The 17663-nt window shown below is 74.8% G+C and carries 18 protein-coding genes; 11 read left to right on the top strand and 7 right to left on the bottom strand.

All coding sequences use genetic code 11. From position 1 onward, the window contains the following. The first annotated feature begins 114 nt into the window (after positions 1–114). From HOQ23_RS18955 to HOQ23_RS18945, 3 genes are all read left to right on the top strand, one after another. Positions 115–873 carry an ABC transporter ATP-binding protein gene (locus tag HOQ23_RS18955; protein WP_172216895.1) on the top strand — a complete coding sequence of 253 codons (759 nt, stop codon included), beginning with the start codon at positions 115–117 and terminating at the stop codon, positions 871–873. Then, entirely contained in the window at positions 870–3416 is a 2547-nt protein-coding gene (locus HOQ23_RS18950) for an ABC transporter permease (RefSeq protein ID WP_172216893.1), read from the top strand. Before HOQ23_RS18955 ends, HOQ23_RS18950 begins: the two co-directional genes overlap by 4 nt. A 74-nt stretch (positions 3417–3490) precedes the next feature. Further along, on the top strand, positions 3491–4210 hold the full coding sequence (locus HOQ23_RS18945; RefSeq protein WP_367650580.1) for a GntR family transcriptional regulator: 720 nt from the start codon (positions 3491–3493) through the stop codon (positions 4208–4210). 3 nt (positions 4211–4213) lie between these two features. Here the strand turns inward: HOQ23_RS18945 and HOQ23_RS18940 are convergent, their stop codons facing one another. After that, a complete protein-coding gene (locus HOQ23_RS18940; RefSeq protein ID WP_172216889.1) occupies positions 4214–4561 on the bottom strand; it encodes a hypothetical protein in 348 nt (115 codons plus the stop codon). Positions 4562–4654: 93 nt separating this feature from the next. Here HOQ23_RS18940 and HOQ23_RS18935 point away from each other — a divergent pair, with 93 nt between their 5' ends. The 5 genes from HOQ23_RS18935 to HOQ23_RS18915 are packed head-to-tail and all read left to right on the top strand — an operon-like array spanning position 4655 to position 7083. After that, positions 4655–5002: a hypothetical protein gene (locus HOQ23_RS18935; RefSeq protein ID WP_172216887.1), complete on the top strand. Its 348-nt coding sequence runs from the start codon at positions 4655–4657 to the stop codon at positions 5000–5002. 1 nt (position 5003) lies between these two features. Then, positions 5004–5747: a WXG100 family type VII secretion target gene (locus tag HOQ23_RS18930; protein ID WP_172216885.1), complete on the top strand. Its 744-nt coding sequence runs from the start codon at positions 5004–5006 to the stop codon at positions 5745–5747. Then, positions 5744–6082, top strand: coding sequence for a hypothetical protein (locus tag HOQ23_RS18925; RefSeq protein WP_172216883.1), 339 nt, complete (start codon positions 5744–5746; stop codon positions 6080–6082). The genes HOQ23_RS18930 and HOQ23_RS18925 overlap by 4 nt, the downstream gene beginning before the upstream one ends. Before the next feature lie 9 nt (positions 6083–6091). Next, positions 6092–6814 carry a copper homeostasis protein CutC gene (locus HOQ23_RS18920; protein ID WP_172216881.1) on the top strand — a complete coding sequence of 241 codons (723 nt, stop codon included), beginning with the start codon at positions 6092–6094 and terminating at the stop codon, positions 6812–6814. Then, positions 6811–7083, top strand: a complete 273-nt coding sequence (locus tag HOQ23_RS18915; protein WP_172216879.1) for a DUF4031 domain-containing protein — start codon at positions 6811–6813, stop codon at positions 7081–7083. The genes HOQ23_RS18920 and HOQ23_RS18915 overlap by 4 nt, the downstream gene beginning before the upstream one ends. Positions 7084–7186: 103 nt before the next feature. Here the strand turns inward: HOQ23_RS18915 and HOQ23_RS18910 are convergent, their stop codons facing one another. Next, positions 7187–7795 (bottom strand): hypothetical protein, encoded by a 609-nt coding sequence (locus tag HOQ23_RS18910; RefSeq protein WP_172216877.1) that lies wholly within the window; start codon positions 7793–7795, stop codon positions 7187–7189. 66 nt (positions 7796–7861) lie between these two features. Between HOQ23_RS18910 and HOQ23_RS18905 the strand changes: the two genes are divergently transcribed. Further along, positions 7862–8236, top strand: a complete 375-nt coding sequence (locus HOQ23_RS18905) for a nuclear transport factor 2 family protein (RefSeq protein ID WP_172216875.1) — start codon at positions 7862–7864, stop codon at positions 8234–8236. Here HOQ23_RS18905 and HOQ23_RS18900 read toward each other — a convergent pair. From HOQ23_RS18900 to serA, 3 genes are all read right to left on the bottom strand, one after another. Then, the gene (locus HOQ23_RS18900; RefSeq protein ID WP_172216873.1) at positions 8229–9569 is read right to left on the bottom strand and encodes a collagen binding domain-containing protein; all 1341 of its coding nucleotides are present in this window, start codon (positions 9567–9569) and stop codon (positions 8229–8231) included. The two genes, HOQ23_RS18905 and HOQ23_RS18900, sit on opposite strands and share 8 nt — an antisense overlap. A gap of 36 nt (positions 9570–9605) precedes the next feature. Beyond that, a complete protein-coding gene (locus tag HOQ23_RS18895; protein ID WP_172216871.1) occupies positions 9606–10487 on the bottom strand; it encodes an oxygenase MpaB family protein in 882 nt (293 codons plus the stop codon). Positions 10488–10586: 99 nt separating this feature from the next. After that, positions 10587–11789: a phosphoglycerate dehydrogenase gene (gene serA, locus HOQ23_RS18890; protein ID WP_172216869.1), complete on the bottom strand. Its 1203-nt coding sequence runs from the start codon at positions 11787–11789 to the stop codon at positions 10587–10589. A gap of 165 nt (positions 11790–11954) precedes the next feature. Between serA and HOQ23_RS18885 the strand changes: the two genes are divergently transcribed. Beyond that, positions 11955–12716: a hypothetical protein gene (locus tag HOQ23_RS18885; RefSeq protein WP_172216867.1), complete on the top strand. Its 762-nt coding sequence runs from the start codon at positions 11955–11957 to the stop codon at positions 12714–12716. Between the two features lie 100 nt (positions 12717–12816). Here HOQ23_RS18885 and HOQ23_RS18880 read toward each other — a convergent pair whose 3' ends face one another. After that, complete coding sequence (locus tag HOQ23_RS18880) at positions 12817–14457, bottom strand: DNA repair helicase XPB (RefSeq protein ID WP_172216865.1); 1641 nt, start codon at positions 14455–14457, stop codon at positions 12817–12819. 44 nt (positions 14458–14501) lie between these two features. Beyond that, positions 14502–16778, bottom strand: a complete 2277-nt coding sequence (locus HOQ23_RS18875) for a helicase C-terminal domain-containing protein (protein ID WP_172216863.1) — start codon at positions 16776–16778, stop codon at positions 14502–14504. A gap of 310 nt (positions 16779–17088) precedes the next feature. On the opposite strand from HOQ23_RS18875, the gene HOQ23_RS18870 reads away from it, so the two are divergent. Continuing rightward, a partial coding sequence (locus HOQ23_RS18870) for a hypothetical protein (protein ID WP_216654441.1) occupies positions 17089–17663 on the top strand: 575 nt, incomplete at its 3' end.

The following is a 17663-nucleotide window of genomic DNA, read 5'->3' as shown; positions in this document are numbered from 1 at the left end:
GCCCATGTCGAACGCCTGTTCGAGATCCTTCGGTACGGCGTGGCGGCGGGCCGGTGCGGCCGGGGCCACCAGAAGGGGGTGGCGCTGCGGCGCCGGACACGGAATGGTTCCCGCATGAGCCACACCGCACCCCCGGCGCCGGAGCACGCCGACGAGCCCGCCGCGGCGCGGGTGCGCCACCTGACCAAGACCTACGGCGAGGGACCGGCGACGGTGCGCGCCCTCGACGACGTCTCCCTCGACATCGCGGCGGGCCGCTTCACCGCGATCATGGGCCCGAGCGGGTCCGGCAAGTCCACGCTGATGCACTGCTGTGCCGCGCTGGACCGGCCCGACTCCGGCAGCGTCCACATCGGGGAGGAGGACATCACCCGGCTGCGCGACAAGGCACTGACCCGGCTGCGCCGCGACTCGATCGGGTTCGTGTTCCAGTCCTTCAACCTGGTGCCGACCCTGGACGCGCGGGAGAACATCGTGCTGCCGCTGGCGATCGCCGGGCGCCGTCCGGACCCGGACTGGTTCGACCACGTCATCGACACCGTCAGCCTGCGCGACCGGCTCGGCCACCGGCCCAACGAGCTGTCCGGGGGTCAGCAGCAGCGCGTCGCCGTGGCCCGGGCGCTGGTCAGCCGCCCGCGGATCGTGTTCGCCGACGAGCCCACCGGCAACCTGGACTCCCGCTCGGGGGCGGAGATCCTCGAGCTGCTGCGCCAGAGCGCCGACGACGGCCAGACCATCGTGATGGTGACCCACGACCCGGTCGCCGCGGCGTACACCGACCGCGTCGTCTTCCTCGCCGACGGCCGCGTGGTCGACGAGCTGCACCACCCGACCCGGGAGACGGTGCTCGAGGCGCTGGCCGGGTCGGCGTGATCCGCGCCGCGCTCCGCAGCCTGCTCGGGCGCAAGGTGCGCCTGCTGATGAGCACGTTCGCGATCGTCCTGGGCGTGGCGTTCGTCGCCGGCACCCTGATGTTCTCCGACATGCTCAACCGCAGCTTCACCGCGCTCTTCGACGCCACCGTCGGCGACGTGGTGGTGGAGCCGGAGGTCGCCCAGACCGCCGACGGCTTCCTGTCGACCAACACGGTGCCCGCGGAGGTGGTCGACCGGCTGGCCGAGCTGCCGGGAGCCGCCCGGGCCGACGGACAGGTCGAGGCCGACGGGGTGTTCGTCGTGGGCACCGACGGCAAGCTGGTCGGCGGGTTCGGGCCGCCCGGGCTCGGGGGCAGCTGGAACGACGCGCCGGCCGCCGGCGGCCTGCAGGGCCTGGCGATCCTCGAGGGGGAGAAGCCGTACGGCGGGGACGAGGTGGTGCTCGACGAGCAGACGGCCGAGAAGGCCGGCTACGAGCTGGGCGACCGGGTGCAGATCACGACCGGCGGCGAGCGCAGCACCGTGGACCCGGTGCTGGTCGGCATCGCCGGGTTCCCCGAGGGCGGCTCGCTCAGCGGCGCCACCCTGGCGCTCTTCGACACCCGCACCGCCCAGCAGCTCTTCCTCGACGGCGAGGACGCCTACACCGAGGTGTGGGTGACCGCCCGCGACGGGGTCTCCCAGACCGACCTCGCCGACCAGGCCGAGCAGGTGCTGCCCGACGGGCTGGTCGCGGTCACCGGCGAGCAGGCCGCCGACGACGCCGCCAGCGACCTGCTGGAGGCCGTCGGGTTCCTGACCACGTTCCTGCTGATCTTCGCCGGCATCGCGCTGGTGGTCGGCTCCTTCCTGATCGTCAACACCTTCTCGATCCTGGTCGCCCAGCGCAGCCGGGAGCTGGCGCTGCTGCGCGCCCTCGGCGCCTCGCGCGGGCAGGTGGTGCGCTCGGTGCTGCTGGAGGCGCTGATCCTCGGCGCGCTCGGCGCCACCCTCGGCCTCGGCCTCGGGGTGCTGCTGGCGCGCGGGATCGCCTCGGTCGTCGGCCGCTTCGGGCTGGACCTGGGCAGCCAGTCGCTGGTGCTCGCCCCGCGCACCGTCCTGGCGGCGTACGCCGTGGGGATCGTGGTCACCGTCGTGGCGGCGTACTTCCCGGCCCGGCGCACCGGGCGGATCGCGCCGGTGCAGGCGCTGCGCGACGACGTGGCCCTGCCGGAGACCTCGCTGCGGCGCCGCTTCGTCCTGGGGCTCGGGCTGGTCGTCCCCGGGGCGCTCGCGATGGTGGCCGGGCTCGGCACGGTGGTGGACGTGCCGCGCGGCGGCTGGGTCCTCGGCGCCGGTGTGCTCGCGGTCCTGCTCGGGGTCAGCGCGGCCAGCCCGGTGCTGGGGCGCCCGCTGCTGGACCTCTCCCGCGCGACCCTCTCGCGGGTCTTCGGGTTCGTGGGGCTGCTGGCCGGGCAGAACGCGCTGCGCAACCCGCGGCGTACGACGGCCACCGCCTCGGCGCTGATGATCGGGCTCACCCTGGCCTGCACGATGGCGATCATCGGCGACTCCGCGAAGGCGAGCGTCGACCGTGCCATCGAGGAGAGCTTCGTCGGGGACTTCGTGGTCAGCAGCCTGTTCGGCGCGCCGTTCTCGCCGCAGGTCGCGGAGCAGATGGCGGCCGTCCCCGGGGTCGAGCGGGTGGTCCGCGAGCGCTTCGGCGCCGGCCTGCTCGACGGCGACCAGGTCGCGCTCGCCGCCACCGATCGCGGCGAGATCGGCTCCCTGGAACTGGTCCTCGACGAGGGGCGGGCCTCGCTGCGCTCCGGCTCGGTGCTGGTGCAGGAGTCGTGGGCCGACGAGCGGGGCGTCGGGGTCGGCGACGAGCTCGACCTCCAGGTCCCGACCGGGGCCGTGACCTGGCAGGTGGCCGGGATCTTCGAGGACAACCCGGTCGTCTTCGCGCCGGTGCTGGTCAGCGTCGAGGACCTGCTCGCGGCCGGGTTCCAGGACCGCGACAACGCCCTGATCGTCTTCGGGGCGCCCGGCGTCGCGGCCTCGACCCTGCAGGGGCGTCTCGACACGGTCGTGGACGACCTCCCGGCGGTCACGGTGAAGGACCAGGCGGCGTTCGCCGAGGAGCAGCGCGAGCCGATCGACAACCTGGTGCTCACCATCTTCGCGCTGCTGGGACTGGCGCTGGTGATCGCGGTGCTCGGCATCGTCAACACCCTCGCGCTGTCGGTCATCGAGCGGACCCGCGAGATCGGGCTGCTGCGCGCCATCGGCCTCTCGCGCTCGCAGCTGCGCCGGATGATCACCTTGGAGTCGGTGGTGATCTCGCTGCTCGGCGCCGTGCTGGGCGTGGTCCTCGGCGTGGTCTTCGGGGTGGTGCTGATGCGGGCGCTGCGCGACGAGGGCCTCGAGGTGATCAGCGTGCCGGTGGTCCAGCTCGTGGTGTTCCTGGCGCTGGCGGTGGTGGTCGGGGTGCTCGCGGCCGTGCTGCCGGCCCGGCGGGCGGCGCGCCTGGACGTGCTCACCGCGATAGCGACCGACTGAGCGTCCGGGGGATTTCGTATATGAAATCACGCAAACGGGTGACGCCCGGACGGTCAAACCCTAGGGTCGCTCCTGTGGAGCTCACCGTGCAGACCGATGGACGCGCCCTCAAGCACGTGCAGGTGCGTGAGTATGTCAGGTCCCTCGTGGCAGGTGCCGCCCCAGGGACGCCGGCCCCCTCCGAGCGCGAGCTCGTGCACCGTTTCGGGGTGGCCCGGATGACCGTGCGCCAGGCGATGGACGCGCTGGTGGTCGAGGGACTGCTCGAGCGGGTGCCCGGCCGCGGGACGTTCGTGGCCCGCCCGCGGCGCACCGCGAGCCAGATCGTCGGCTACACCGAGGAGATGAACCGCCGGGGCCTGCACCCGGAGTCGCAGACCCTCCTCGCCCGCCGCGAGCAGGCCGGCCCCGGCGTCGCCCGGGCGCTCGCCCTCACCGAGGGCGACGCGGTGCTGCACTGGCGCCGCCTGCGCCGCGCCGACGGGGCGCCGATGTGCCTGGAGGACGCCTACCTCAACGAGGTGCTGCTGCCGGGCTTCCTGCAGTCCGGGATGCCCACCAGCCTCTACGAGGCGCTCGAGGCCCGCGGCCTGCGCCCGACCTGGGCCGAGGACTCGATGCGCGCCGACCTGGCCGGGGCCGAGGAGGCGGTGCTGCTCGAGATCGCCCCCGGCGACCCGGTGCTGCGCCACTCGCGCCGCGCGCTGGTCGGCGAGACGGTCGTCGAGGTCTCGCGCACCGTCTACCGCGCGGACCGCTTCACCCTCTACGTCCAGCTCGGCCAGGACGACTGAGGCTCAGCCCAGCTGACCCAGCGCGGCGACCGGCTCCCCGGTCTCCTCGCACACCCACACCGGGTCCGGACCCCCGAGGTCGGGCTGGATGTAGAGCGCGTGCTGGGGCGTGTCCTCGGGGCAGCGCAGGCACACCGGCCAGCGGCCCTCGGTCTCCAGCAGGGCGTCCTGCACGTCCTGGGCGACCAGCCCCGCGACGTACACCTGCCCCTCGGGCCACTGCTCGGCCCACCAGGTGCGGGCGGAGACGGCGTCCTCCAGTGCGCTGACGGCCGCCGGGGTCGCACGCTTCCTGGCTTCGAGGTCGGCGAGCACCCGGGCCCTGGCATCGAAGAGCAGTGCGTTGTCCACACCCCCATTGTGCGACCGTTTCAAGGGCGCCCGCGCCCGGGCAGCCCTTGAGGGTCGGCCGCACGCGGTGGCCGCGGGGCGAGGAGGCGCGGCATGGAGGCACTCGGGGACGTGTTCGTGGAGCGGTGGCTGGACCTCAGACGACTGCCGGAGGTGATGGACGAGGTCGCCGCGCAGGCCGCCGCGGTCGTCGACCATGCGGTCACCTGGGTGGCGCGCCGCGACGGTTTCGAGCCGAGCCCGGTGTGCCTGCTGCGGCCGCTGGGCGAGGCGATGGACCAGGTCGCGGCCGCTTTCGAGGAGCTGGGCAGTCGCTACGCCGCCCAGTGGCAGGACGTGCGCGACGCCGTGGTCGCGAGCACCGCCGAGCTGGAGCGCTCCGACCGGCTCGCCGCCGACGACGCGGCGCGGGTGCACGCCGTCCTGCCCGGGCCGGCCTGAGATGGCCGTCCCGACGCTCGTCGACCTCACCCTGGCGCCGCCGGACCCGGGCTCGCGCGAGCTGCGGCACGACGCCACCTTCACCGCGTGGGACTCGACCTTCTCGGAGCTGCGCGACGTCGTGAACCTCGGCATCGACGCCCTCAACAAGGCCGGTGCCGGGCTGCCCCGGCTGCCCGAGGAGAGCCTCGAGGAGCTCGTCGTGCTGCCGCTGACCGGCGACTACGCCGCGATCCGCCAGAACGCCAACGCCTGCGGCGACGTCCGCTCCGCCCTGCACGTGTGGGCCGACAACCTGCTGCGGCTCTCCGTCGGCGTCGACCCCGCCTGGGGCGGGCGGGCCGCGACGGCGTACGTCGTGAGGGTCAACGCCTTCGGGCTGGCCGGGCGGGCGGTCGCCGAGCTGGTCGGCGCGGGCGCCGGGGTGCTCGAGGTGGTGGCGGACTTCGCCGAGCGGCTGGCCGTGGAGGTGGAGCGGCTGCTGGTCGACCTCGGCCAGGCGCTCTTCCGGCTGGTCGCGAAGCTCAGCGCCAAGGTGTCCGGGCCGCTGGGCTGGGCGGCGTTCGCCGCGGAGCTGGTCACGCGCGGCCTCGACGCGGTCACCGACATCGTCGACGACGTGCGGCTCGTGGTCGACCTGGTGCGCACCCTGCTGGACCTGCGCGACACCGTCGCGGCGTGGGTGGGCGAGCAGCGCGAGCGGCTCGCCCTGTTCGCCGGGCTGCCGGGACTGATGTCGCCGTGAACGGCGGAGCACCGGTCGGCGGGCCGGCCCAGGCGGCGGTGGAGCGGGTGCTCGCCCGCAGCGCGCTGCTCCACGACCGCGCCCGCGCCCTGGACCGGGCGGGCCACGGCGACCCGGTCGTGCGCGCCGCGCTGCGGGCCGCCCTGCACGAGGCGACCGGGCCACAGGCGCCGCTGGTCCCGCGCACGGTGGGGGACCGGGTGCGCCGCGGGACGCTGACCTGGGACCGGGTGTGGGAGGAGCCCCAGGAGGTCGGTCCCGAGGCGGTGCTGGTGGTGCGACGCGCCCTCGCCGCGCTGGCGCGCTCCGCGCGCCGGCAGGGCCTGGGGTCCTAGCATCGGCTCATGACCACCGTGCCGCCGCTGCTCGAGGTGACGGTGCTGCACGAGCGCGACGTGCCCGGCGCGGTGGCCGGCGGCGCCGACCGGCTGCACCTGGTCAGGCATGCCGGCGCCGTGGAGGACGGACCCACGTCGCCGGAGCCGGCGACGGTCTCGGCGGTGTGCCGCGCCAGCGAGGTGCCGGTCTTCGCGCTGCTGCGCCTCAACGCCTCGTGGACCACCACCGGCGGCGAGCTGACCCGCTTGGCCGGGCTGGGTCACGACTACCTCGGCGCGGGGGCGGCCGGGGTCTCCTTCGGGTTCCTCGACACCGACCTCGGCATCGACACCGAGGTGTGCGCGGAGCTGGCCCGGATGCTGCGCGGGGTGCCGTGGACCTTCCACCGCGGCTTCGACGCCACCTTGGAGCCGCGGCGGGCCTGGCACGACGTCGCCGCGCTGCCCGGCCTCGTCGGGGTCCGCTCGGCCGGGTCGCTGCGTGGGATGGAGTCCGGGGTCGACGAGCTGCTCGCGACCGCGGGCGCCGACCCGGACGCCGCGCGGCTGCTCATCGCCGGCGGCGGGCTGCTCGCCGAGCACGTCCCGTGGCTGCTGCGCGCCGGGGTGCGGCAGTTCCACCTGGGGCGCCAGACGCGGCCCGGGGCGACGTACCGCTCCTACGTCGACGCTGGCCACGTGCGCTCGTGGCGCCTGCTCCTCGACGACGCCGCCGAGCGGATCCCATGATCCTGCTCGACCCGCCGCACGTACCCGGGCACGGCCGGTTCTGGTCGCACCTGGCCAGCGACACCTCCTTCGAGGAGCTGCACCGCTTCGCCCGCGACCTCGGCCTCCCCGAGCGCGGCTTCGACCGCGACCACTACGACGTCCCCTCGGACTGGTACGACGCCGTCCTCGCCGCCGGCGCCACCCCCGTCTCCTCCCGCGAGCTCGTGGCCCGCCTCAACGCCGCCGGCCTGCGCCGCCGCAAGACCCCCCGCCCCCGCCTCCCCTGACCCGGGCCTCTCCGCGAGTCGGGGCTTGTGGCGCGGCGAGTCGGGGCTTGTGGCGCGGCGAGTCGGGGCTTGTGGCGTGCCGACTCGGCGCTCGTGGCGCTGATCAGTCGATCAGCGTGCTGAGGTCGGCCAGTTCCTGCTCGAGGTTGGCGCGGGCGGCGGACTCCCACCGCTCGCGTGCGTACGGCGTGCGGAACAGCCGCTCCTTGGCCGCGAGACCCTGCAGCACCTGCGCGCGCCCGGCGTGGAAGGTGGCGTCGTCGAGGTGGGCGTACTCCACCCGGACCGCCGCGGCGTACGCGGCGTACCGCTCCGCGCCGGCGGCGAGGATCGCCAGGTCGGCGTCGGAGAGCGCGCAACCGTTGGCGTCGACGTCGGCCGGGTCATGGGTCTCAGTCAGGCGCACCAGGCGGGCGACCTCGGCGCGGACCTGGTCCTCGACCAGGCCCACCAGGGCGTCCTCGGCCCACGCCGCGGAGCGCTCCTCCGCGTCGCGCTCCCCGTCGTAGACGGCGTCGTGGAACCACGCGGCCAGCAGCACCGGCACCGGGTCGTAGACCACGCCGGCCCGGGCGAGCTCGCTCAGCCGCCGCAGCACCTCGGTGAGGTGCTGCACGTCGTGGTAGCCGCGACTCGGGTCGGCGTACGCCGCGTGCAGTGCGTCGCGCAGCTCGGGGGCGTCGGGCAGGGGCCATTGATCAGCGGGGTCCACGCCTCCATCTAAGCAAGCCGCTACCGTGACGCAAACCAGAACGTATTACAGATTTCAGGAGACGAGATGGCACTCACCCCGGAACGGATCCGCGCGGTCGTGGAGCAGTACATCGAGCACGTCGGCAAGGGCGCGGCCGACGACATCGCCGGGCTCTACGCCGACGGCGCGACCGTCGAGGACCCGGTGGGCAGCACGCCGCTGACCACCCGCGAGCAGATCCGCGAGTTCTACGGCAACCTCACCGGCGCCGAGTCCCGGACCCGGCTGATCGAGACGCGCATCTGCGGCAACGAGGCCGCGTTCCACTTCGAGGTGGAGACCCGCGTCGGCGAGCAGACCTACACGGTCGCCCCGATCGACGTGATGACCTTCGACGAGCAGGGCCGCATCACCTCGATGCGGGCCTTCTGGAGCGGGACGGACATGCGGGTCAGCTGACCGGCGCCCCGTCGGGCGCGGGCACCGGCTCCGGCTCCGGCTCCGGCTCCGGCTCTGGCGCCGCGGGCGGCGTCGGCAGGCACCGTGCCGGCTGGTCGCGGTGGGTGGACCGGGGGAGGGCGACCAGCCCGAGCTCGGTTCCCCGCCCGGTCGTCACCGCGAACGGGCCACGCTGGGCGCGGGTGAACATGCACCACTCGACCCCCTGCTGCCAGCCGTTGTCGCCCTCGCGGGGCAGGGCGACGACGGTGAGGCCGGTCTGGGTGGTCAGCTGGCCGCTGAAGCTGAACCGGCCGGAGCCGCTGGTCCTGGTCTCGCCCAGGCGGGTGCCATCGCGGCCGAACAGCAGCACCTGCACGCCGGTCATCGGATAGGCCCCGTCGGCGCCGTCCACGACGGTGCCGCTCACCCAGGCCCCTCGCTTGGTCCACACGAAGGTGCTGGCCAGGTCGGCGCGCCCGGGGCGGACCCGGGCGCCGCGCACCTGGCCGTCCTGGGGCAGATAGCTGCCGACGCCGGGAGCCACCATCCGGTACCGGCCCGGGTACAGGCCGTGGAAGGTGACGGTGCCGTCGCCGCGGCTGCGCGCGCTCCACCACTGCCCGCTGGCCTTGCTCACCACGGTCACCGTGACGCGCTGGCGGACCTTGGCGCCGGCAGCCTGCCCGAACCGCAGGTCGACCAGCAGGGTGCCGCCTCGGGTGCGCAGGCGCGGGCTCACGTTGCGGACCTGGCCGCGCTTGAGCCCGCCGGCCCAGGCGCTCTTGTCCACCCAGGTGCCTCGCCGGTCCCAGGTGAAGACCGAGTAGCGACCGGCCGGCAGCCCCCCGATCGCGAACTCGCCCTTGGCGTTGGCCTTGGTCTCGAAGGACTGCTCGCCGGCGTTGGCCGCGACCACCTTCGCGCCGGGCAGGACCTTGCCGCCGCCGCGCGCGACACCGGTGATGCCGGCGCCACGGGCCAGGTGCACGTTGGCCTGCACCGTGCGCCCGGCCCTGACCGTGACGGTCACGTCGCCGGGGGCGTACTTGGTCAGGTCGTAGGAAGGCCGCTGGTCCACGAACTGCAGGTGATAGGTCCCGGGCGCGAGATTGATCGTGTAGATCCCGTAGCGCACCTTCTTCTGCCCCAGGTAGCGCCAGTCCTGGGTGAACCACAGCATCTTCAGCGGCGGCGCCGTCTGCTGGGGACCGGTGATCTGGCCGCGCACGGTGCCGGTGCTCGACGCCGCGCCGGCGGTCGGCGCGGGCGTCGCGATCGCGATCATCAGGGCGGCGACGAGCGCGACGAGCGCCAGCAGGACGGAGGCGCGGCGGGCCTGGAGGTTCCCCATGGCGAGGAGCCTAGGGGCGCCGTCCGACGGCCCGGATCAAGCCTGACGAAGGCTTTCCTCAAGATCTCCGGGGTCGTCCACCGGCGGGGGCCGCATCGCCCAACGGATGGTGCCGGTGGCCAGCGTGCCGAGGGCACGCACGACCGTGCGCTCGGTGACCGGCAGCCAGGGCAGGCGCAGCGGCCGGCGGGTCCACGCCGGCATCAGCCCGACCGAGGCCGCGGCCAGGACGGCGTACGGCGGGCGGGCCGCGAGCGGCAGCGGCGGGTGCAGGAGCACGTGGGAGACGGCCTCGCGGGCCTCGGGGGTGGCGCGCAGCTCGGGGCGGTAGGACGCCAGCGTGGCCGCGAGCTGCTCGGTGGTGGTGGGCGGGTCGATCACGCCCAGGCGGCGTCCGACCTCGGCCAGCTGGGCCAGGTAGGTGTCGCGCCCCGCGGCGTCGAGGCGGTGGCTGCCGTACACGTCGTGGGCGCGCAGGAAGCTGTCGGCCTCCGCGGCGTGCACCCACCCCAGCAGGTGCGGGTCCGAGGCGGCGTACGGCGTGCCGTCCGGCATCGTGCCCCGCACCCGCTCGTGGATGCGGCGCACCCGGGCGACCGCGGCCTCGGCGTCCTCGACGTGGCCGAAGGTCGTCGTGGCCAGGAAGGTGCTGGTGCGCGCCAGGCGGCCCCAGGTGTCCACGCGGTAGTCGGAGTGCTCGGCGACGCCGCGCATGGCGGCGGGGTGGAGGGTCTGCAGCAGCAGCGCACGCAGGCCCCCGACGAACATCGAGGCGTCACCGTGCACGACGGTGATCGGCGAGCCGGGCTCGAAGAGCCGCGGACCCGGGCGGCCGTGGATGCGCTGTCGGTTGGCATCGCCGTCCGAGCCGGCGACGCGCTGGAAGATGGCCTGACCGAGCTGGTCCCGCACACCCATGTCGCCCAGCGTACGGACCGGTGCTCGAGGCACGACCCGGAATGGCGCCGGCCGCCGCGAGCGGTGCTCGCGGCGGCCGATGCCGGTCGTTCGGGTGGCTCAGGCCGACCAGGCGCGGACCCAGATGGCGTTCTCGGAGCTGTCGAGACGCTCGAGCGAGCCGGCCGACGGCGGCGCGGCGACGTCGGTCACGACGTACCCGATCTCGCCGGAGGTGGCCAGGGTCTGGCCGGCGACGTTGTCGCCCTGCTCGGCCAGCAGGTCGTTGAGCTTGGCCAGGACGCCCGGCACGTTGCGGTGCAGGAAGCCCAGGCGGTGGTGGCCCGGGGCCAGCGGCGGGGCGGCGACGGCCGGCAGGTTGACCGACAGACCGGTGCTGCCCTCGAGGACGAAGGCAGCGAGCTTGCCGGAGACGAAGCGGCCGATCTCCTCCTGGGCCTCCTGGGTGGAGCCGCCGACGTGCGGGGTGAGGATGACGTTGTCGAGGCCGCGCAGCACGGACTCGAAGGAGTCGCCCTGGGCCTTGGGCTCGACAGGGAAGACGTCGAGGGCGGCGCCGGCGAGATGCCCGGAGACCAGGTGGTCGCGCAGCGCGTGGTCGTCGACGACCATGCCGCGCGAGGCGTTGATGAACATCGCCCGCGGCTTCATCTGGGAGAACTGCTGGGCGCCGAAGAGGCCGGCGTTGCCGGTGCGGCCGTCGATGTGCAGGCTCACGACGTCGGCGATCGCGAGCAGGTCCTCGAGGCTGTCCATCCGGCGCGCGTTGCCGTGGGCCGGGCGGTCGGAGGTGTCGTAGAAGACGACCTGCATGCCGAGCGCCTCGGCGACCGTGGAGAGCTGGGTGCCGATGTTGCCGTAGCCGACGATGCCGAGCACCCGCCCACGCACCTCGTGGCTGCCCTTCGCCGACTTGTCCCACACCCCGGCGTGCATCCGCTCGATCTTCTCGGGCAGGCGGCGCGCGAGGGCGATGATCTCGCCGATGACGAGCTCGACCACACTGCGCGTGTTGGAGTACGGCGCGTTGAACACGGCCACGCCGCGCGCGGCGGCCGCGGCCAGGTCGACCTGGTTGGTGCCGATGCAGAAGCAGCCGATCGCCAGCAGCTCCGGGGCAGACTCCAGCACCTTCGCGGTGACGTTGGTGTTGGAGCGGATGCCGAGCATGGACACGCCCGGCAGGGCCGCGATGAGCTCGTCCTCGGAGAGCGAACGGCTCAGCAGCTCGACCTCGAAGCCACGGGCCTCGAGCTGCTCGACGGCGACGGGATGGATGTTCTCCAGCAGCAGGACCTTCACGGTTACTCACTGTAGGACTGCACCGCGGTCCGGACCGGACCGGGCCGGTCCTCGGACGGTGCGTGACCTACGGCGCACGTCGTGCTCGGGCGGTACGCCGCCACGCGCCACACCCGCGGGCAAACCCGTGGCGGCCCGGGCGGTGCCGCGTCTAGCGTCGCCGTGGTGACCCCCGACGTCGATGCCTTCCTCGCCCTGGCGCGCAGCTCGCCGTGGCGCTGGACCACCCTGCACCTGGCGCACCGCTCGGCGTTCGCGGGGGCGTGCGAGGCCTGGGTACGTCGCCCGGGCGAGCTGCTGGTGCGCGACAGCGAGGGCCAGTGGCACCGGGAGGGCGGGCTGCCCTACACCCGCGCCACGCTGACGGTCTTCACCGCGGAGGAGACGCCGCGCCCGGAACCGATGCCGGGGCACACCTCGGTGCTCCCGCACCAGATCGCCCCGCCGTTGCGTGCCGACGGGCTGGTCGAGCGGCGACCCGAGCGCTTCTACCTCGACTACGACGACCCGATGTACGTCAACTACAGCTGGGTCGCGATGCTCGACCCGGTCGAGCTGAGCCACCACGTGGCGGTGGACCGGCTGCGTACCGACGTCGTCGCGGACCGGCCGGCGTGGCGGGCCGACCTGCGCGCGCTGCCGGGCTACGACCCGCGGTGCGGCGGCAACTGCTGCGAGCTGCTCTTCAGCGAGGCGGGGCTGCGCGCCGACTTCGAGGACGACGAGGAGGTGCCCGAGCGCTGGCGGGGCCGGACCTACCCCGACCACTACGACGTCGCCCTGGACGTGCAGACCGGCATGGTCGTGCGCTGTCTGCCGGTCGGCGGCCCCGACGACGCGCCCCGGCTGGAGAACGACATCCTCGAGGTCGACGCCGACCTGGACCAGCTGTTCGACAAGGGGCGGACGACGCCGCCTGCGCGCTGACGTCCGCGCCACACGGGCCGACTCGCCGCGCCACACGGGCCGACTCGCCGCACCACACGGGCCGACTCGCGCAACCACGCGGGCCGACTCGGGGGAGGGGTCAGGCGGGGAGGTCCTCGGCGTCGAGGATGCGGTAGGCGTAGCCCTGCTCGGCGAGGAAGCGCTGGCGGTTCTGGGCGAACTCCGCGTCGACGGTGTCGCGCGAGACGATCGTGTAGAAGTGCGCGGACTTGCCGTCGCTCTTGGGCCGCAGCAGCCGGCCGAGGCGCTGGGCCTCCTCCTGGCGCGAGCCGAAGGAGCCCGACACCTGGATCGCCACCTCGGCGGAGGGCAGGTCGATGGAGAAGTTCGCGACCTTGCTGACGACCAGCAGCCCGATCTCGCCGGAGCGGAAGGCGTCGAAGAGCCGCTGGCGCTCCTTGACCGTGGTCTCGCCCTTGATCACCGGGGCGTCGAGCTCGGCGGCGAGCTCGTCGAGCTGGTCGATGTACTGCCCGATCACCAGCGTCGGCTGGTCGGGGTGCGCGGCCACGATGTCGCGCACCACCCGGGTCTTCTCCGCGGTGCAGGACGCGAGGCGGTAGCGCTCCTCCGGCTCCGCGGTGGCGTAGACCAGCCGCTCCGAGCTCGGCAGGGTCACCCGCACCTCCACGCAGTCGGCGGGCGCGATCCAGCCCTGCGACTCGATGTCCTTCCACGGCGCGTCGTACCGCTTCGGCCCGATCAGGGAGAACACGTCGCCCTCGCGGCCGTCCTCGCGCACCAGCGTCGCGGTCAGCCCGATCCGGCGGCGCGCCTGGAGGTCGGCGGTCATCCGGAAGATCGGCGCGGGCAGCAGGTGCACCTCGTCGTACACGATCAGGCCCCAGTCGCGCGCGTCGAGCAGGTCGAGGTGCGGGTAGCTGCCCTTGCGGCGCAGCGTCAGCACCTGGTACGTCGCGATCGTGACCGGCCGGATCTCCTTGACGGCGCCGGAGTACTCGCCGATCTCGTCCTCGGTCAGCGAGGTCCGCTTGACCAGCTCGTCCTTCCACTGCCGCGCGCTGACGGTGTTGGTGACCAGGATCAGCGTGGTCGCCTGGGCGTGCGCCATCGCGGCGGCCCCGACGATCGTCTTCCCGGCGCCGCAGGGCAGCACCACGACGCCCGAGCCGCCGTGCCAGAACGACTCCGCGGCGTCGCGCTGGTAGTCGCGCAGCGACCAGCCGTCCTCGACGAGCGAGATCGCGTGCGCCTCGCCGTCGACGTACCCGGCGAAGTCCTCCGCCGGCCAGCCCAGCTTGAGCAGCGCCTGCTTGAGGTTGCCGCGCTCGGAGGGGTGCACGACCACGCTGTCGTCGTCGAGGCGCTCGCCGAGCATCCCCTTGACCTTCTTGGCGCGCAGCACCTCCTCGAGCACCGGGCGGTCGGTGCTGGAGAGCACCAGGCCGTGGGTGGGGTGCTTCTCCAGGCGCAGCCGGCCGTAGCGCGCCATCGTCTCGGCGACGTCGACGAGCAGCGCGTGCGGTACGGCGTAGCGGCTGTAGGCGAGCAGCGTGTCCACGACCTGCTCGGCGTCGTGGCCGGCGGCGCGGGCGTTCCACAGCCCCAGCGGGGTGAGCCGGTAGGTGTGGATGTGCTCGGGGCTGCGCTCGAGCTCGGCGAACGGCGCGATCGCCTTGCGGCAGTCCGCGGCACGCTCGTGGTCGATCTCGAGCAGCAGGGTCTTGTCCGACTGGACGATGAGGGGGCCGTCGTTCACCCGGCGAGTCTACGGAGCGGGCGGGTGCGCGGCCCGGTCGCCGGCTAGTCCTCGATCGGGCGGACCACCGAGATGCGGTGCACCGCGAAGGTCCGCACGTCGTCGGAGCGGTGGTCGTGGGCGGTGAGCTGGCCGCCCTCCACCGAGATCGGGTCGACGACGCGCTCGGTGGAGGTGCCGTGGTTGTCGACGTAGCCGATGAGCACGCTGGAGCGGGTCTCGACCGCCTCGCGCAGTGCCGCCAGCGAGCCGCTCGGGGTCAGCGGGGCGGCCGCGGCGCCGGTCGGGCGCGCGTCGGCGGCGCGGTCCCCGGAGCGGATCGCGGTGACGACGGCGGCGACGGTGGCGGTCGCTCGGGCCGCGCTCGCGCCGGCGCTGCGGCGGTGCTCCTTGGGGGTGCGGGCGCGCAGCAGGTCCGGGCGCGAGACCCGCACCGTGCCGTCGGGGGCCTCGACCACCGGCGCGGCGCCGAGGTCGCGCAGCCGGGGGAGGAGAACGTCGATCGGGGTGTCGCTGATGAGCACCGTCGGGGCGATGCGGCGCAGTCCGAGCGACGCGGCTCGGGGGTGGTGCAGCAGCTCGGCGAGCGCGGTCTCGTCGTCGGCGCGCAGGAACGCCTCCGCGTGGCCGACCCGGATGGTCCCGAAGGTCCGGGCGGTGTCGTCGACGAGGTAGGTCAGCGGCTGCGGCACCGGGGTGCGCGAGACCGAGGCGAGGAACTCGTGCAGCTCGCCCGCGCCCCAGCCGGTGTCCAGCGCGCGGCGTACCGACCCCGGCGTGAAGCGGTACGTCGTGGCGCCGCCGCGCGACTCCACGTCGGCCACCAGCGAGAGGCGTCGCGCGAGGCTCGACTCCAGGGGGCCGGGGGCGACCGCGGTCAGGTCGGCCTGGAGCAGCACGTGGTCGACCGGCTCGGGCATCAGCGTGGTCAGGGTGGCGGCCGGGTCCCTGCCCTCGAGCAGCAGCCGGGCCGGGCCGGGCACGCCGCCGAGCGCGGTGACCCCGAGGGCCGCGGCCTCCTCGAGGGTCCAGGCGACCAGGTCGGCGCGGGTGCGGGGTCGGCGCGGCCGCAGCCAGGCCAGCCGGGCCACCAGCGACGGCGCGCCGGTGCCCGTCGCGAGCACCCGGTCGCGCGGCAGCGCGGCGAGCTCCTCCAGCGCGGCCCGGCGGGTCTCGACCACATGGGTCCCGCTGAGCTCGGGGGCGAGCGCGTTCCAGGTCTTGCCGGCGTTGTCGCGCCGCCCGACCAGGCCGGGCAGCCGCGAGGATCCCAGCCAGGCCCGGACCAGCGTCGCCCACCGCTCGGCGGGAGAGGTGGCGATCCACAGGTCGAAGGCGTCGGTCGGGACCCAGGCGGGGTTGCCGTCGGCGTCGGCGGCCGTGGCGAGCAGCCCCGCGGCGTAGGAGACCTCGACGACGAGGGCGGCCGTGGGCTCGTCCACGTGGAGCAGCAGCGCGGTGGCGCGCAGGTCGCGCACGCCGAGGCCGCCGGTGCGCAGCGCCGTGGGCGGGTGGGTGCTCCAGTGGTCGAGCAGCAGCTCCACGCGTCGTACCGCCTCGAAGGCGGTGCCGGCCGCGGCCCGGTCGACCAGCTCGCCCGCCCGCTCGCTGGTGAGCAGCGCGGGCGGCGTGCCGACGGCCTCGCGGGTGGTGTGGCCCCCGCGCAGCGCCAGGCCGACCTCGCCGGGGAGCACGACGACCCCGCCGCCGCGGGGCACCAGCAGCCGGCGGGCCAGCAGCTCCTCGGCGGGGGTGCGGGCGTCGGCGGGGCTGACCAGGTGCCGCGAGGTGCCGGTGGTCGCCTCACCGCCGTGCTCGGCGACGTGCTCGAGCAGCGCGCGGGCGGGGTCGGACAGCTCGGCCAGCCGCTTGTCCACCTGCGCGGCGGACGGCGGCTCGGCGCTGCACGGCTGCAGGCCGCTGGTCCCCGGCCCGGAGCCCAGCGCGTCGGCGACGCCGGTCAGGGGACGCAACCCGGCGGGGCTCTCCCAGACCAGCGCGAGGTCGCCCAGCCGGGCCAGGGCGGCGGCGACCGCGACGTCGTCGGCGTTCACGACCTCCGCGAGGCGCTCGGGGGTGGTGTGGCCCAGCACGACCAGCGCGTCGAGGACGGTGAGCTCGAGCAGGTCGAGCTGGTCCAGGGCGCGCAGCAGCGAGGAGCGCACCGCGGCGCGCGAGGCCAGCTGGCTGGAGTCGTGCGGCACCGGGCTGGCCAGGTCGGGACGGGCTGCGAGCAGGCGGGAGAGCCGCGCGTCGGGCCAGCTGCGCAGCTGGTCGGCGAGGGAGCGGAAACCGCTGGGGAGCGGAGATCGTCCGGACATCGTTCCCACGCTAGCGGCCCGGCGGTACGCCGCGTGGCGGGGTCCGCGAACAGGACCGGCCCTCACCCACGACGGCGGCGGGCGCCTAGGCACCGGGCCCTCCACAGGCCGGTGGGGACGGCGGTGCGGGATGCTGGGTGACGGGGAGGATGCCCCGGTGGGACGTGTGGTGGGATCGACCGAGACACACGCGAGACACCCACGACGGCCCGTCCCTCGCCGGGCCGGGCCCGGAGACGCCCGAGAGGCGGAGAGAGCCGAGATGTTCCGAGAGGCCCGAGAGGTACTGAGAGGCATGGGGAGGCAGACGATGACCGACTCGCAGCCGGAGGGCGGGCGGACGCCGCACAGCGGCCCGCGCTCCTACCGCACCGGGGACTGGTACGCCGTCCTGGGCCCGCGCACCGCGCTGCTCCTGCCCCCGGACCAGCGCGCCCGCGCGGCCCGGCTCTGGGAGCTGGCCGACGAGGGCGCCGACCTCGAGGACCTCCTCGACGCGCTGCTCGCCGGCGGCCTGCGCTCGCTGTCCGCCTTCGCCCTCGCCGGCGTCGTCGAGGACGGCGACACCCGGGTGCTGCTGCGCGGCGACGTCCGCGTCGAGGTGCACGGCCCGGACGGGGTCACCACCCTGGACGGCGCCGAGGCCGCCAGCTTCCTGGACCGCCGCTTCGCCCGGGTGCGCCGGATCACCCTGAGCGCGGGGGAGTCGAGCGGCCCGGACCTGCTGGTCACCGACGGCCTGGTGCGCGCCGCGCGCGTGGACCACCCGCCGTACGTCGCCGAGGCGCCGTCGCCCCCGACCGCCCCGCCGGCCCCGCCCTCGGGCCCTCCGACCACGCCGCCGCCGGCACCGCCCGCGGCGCCGCCCCCGGCCCCGCCCGCCCC

This window comes from Nocardioides sp. zg-DK7169 (genome assembly GCF_013155365.1).
In the GTDB taxonomy this organism is placed as follows: Bacteria; Actinomycetota; Actinomycetes; order Propionibacteriales; family Nocardioidaceae; genus Nocardioides.
Note: the sequence above shows the minus strand (reverse complement) of the source record. Positions and strands in the feature narration are given on the sequence as shown.

Coding starts and splice junctions, on each gene's coding strand:
- HOQ23_RS18955 (WP_172216895.1), top strand. CDS start 115: ATGAGCCACACCGCACCCCCGGCGCCGGAGCACGCCGACGAGCCCGCC.
- HOQ23_RS18935 (WP_172216887.1), top strand. CDS start 4,655: ATGGAGGCACTCGGGGACGTGTTCGTGGAGCGGTGGCTGGACCTCAGA.
- HOQ23_RS18930 (WP_172216885.1), top strand. CDS start 5,004: ATGGCCGTCCCGACGCTCGTCGACCTCACCCTGGCGCCGCCGGACCCG.
- HOQ23_RS18920 (WP_172216881.1), top strand. CDS start 6,092: ATGACCACCGTGCCGCCGCTGCTCGAGGTGACGGTGCTGCACGAGCGC.
- HOQ23_RS18915 (WP_172216879.1), top strand. CDS start 6,811: ATGATCCTGCTCGACCCGCCGCACGTACCCGGGCACGGCCGGTTCTGG.
- HOQ23_RS18905 (WP_172216875.1), top strand. CDS start 7,862: ATGGCACTCACCCCGGAACGGATCCGCGCGGTCGTGGAGCAGTACATC.
- HOQ23_RS18900 (WP_172216873.1), bottom strand. CDS start 9,569: ATGGGGAACCTCCAGGCCCGCCGCGCCTCCGTCCTGCTGGCGCTCGTC.
- HOQ23_RS18895 (WP_172216871.1), bottom strand. CDS start 10,487: ATGGGTGTGCGGGACCAGCTCGGTCAGGCCATCTTCCAGCGCGTCGCC.
- HOQ23_RS18875 (WP_172216863.1), bottom strand. CDS start 16,778: ATGTCCGGACGATCTCCGCTCCCCAGCGGTTTCCGCTCCCTCGCCGAC.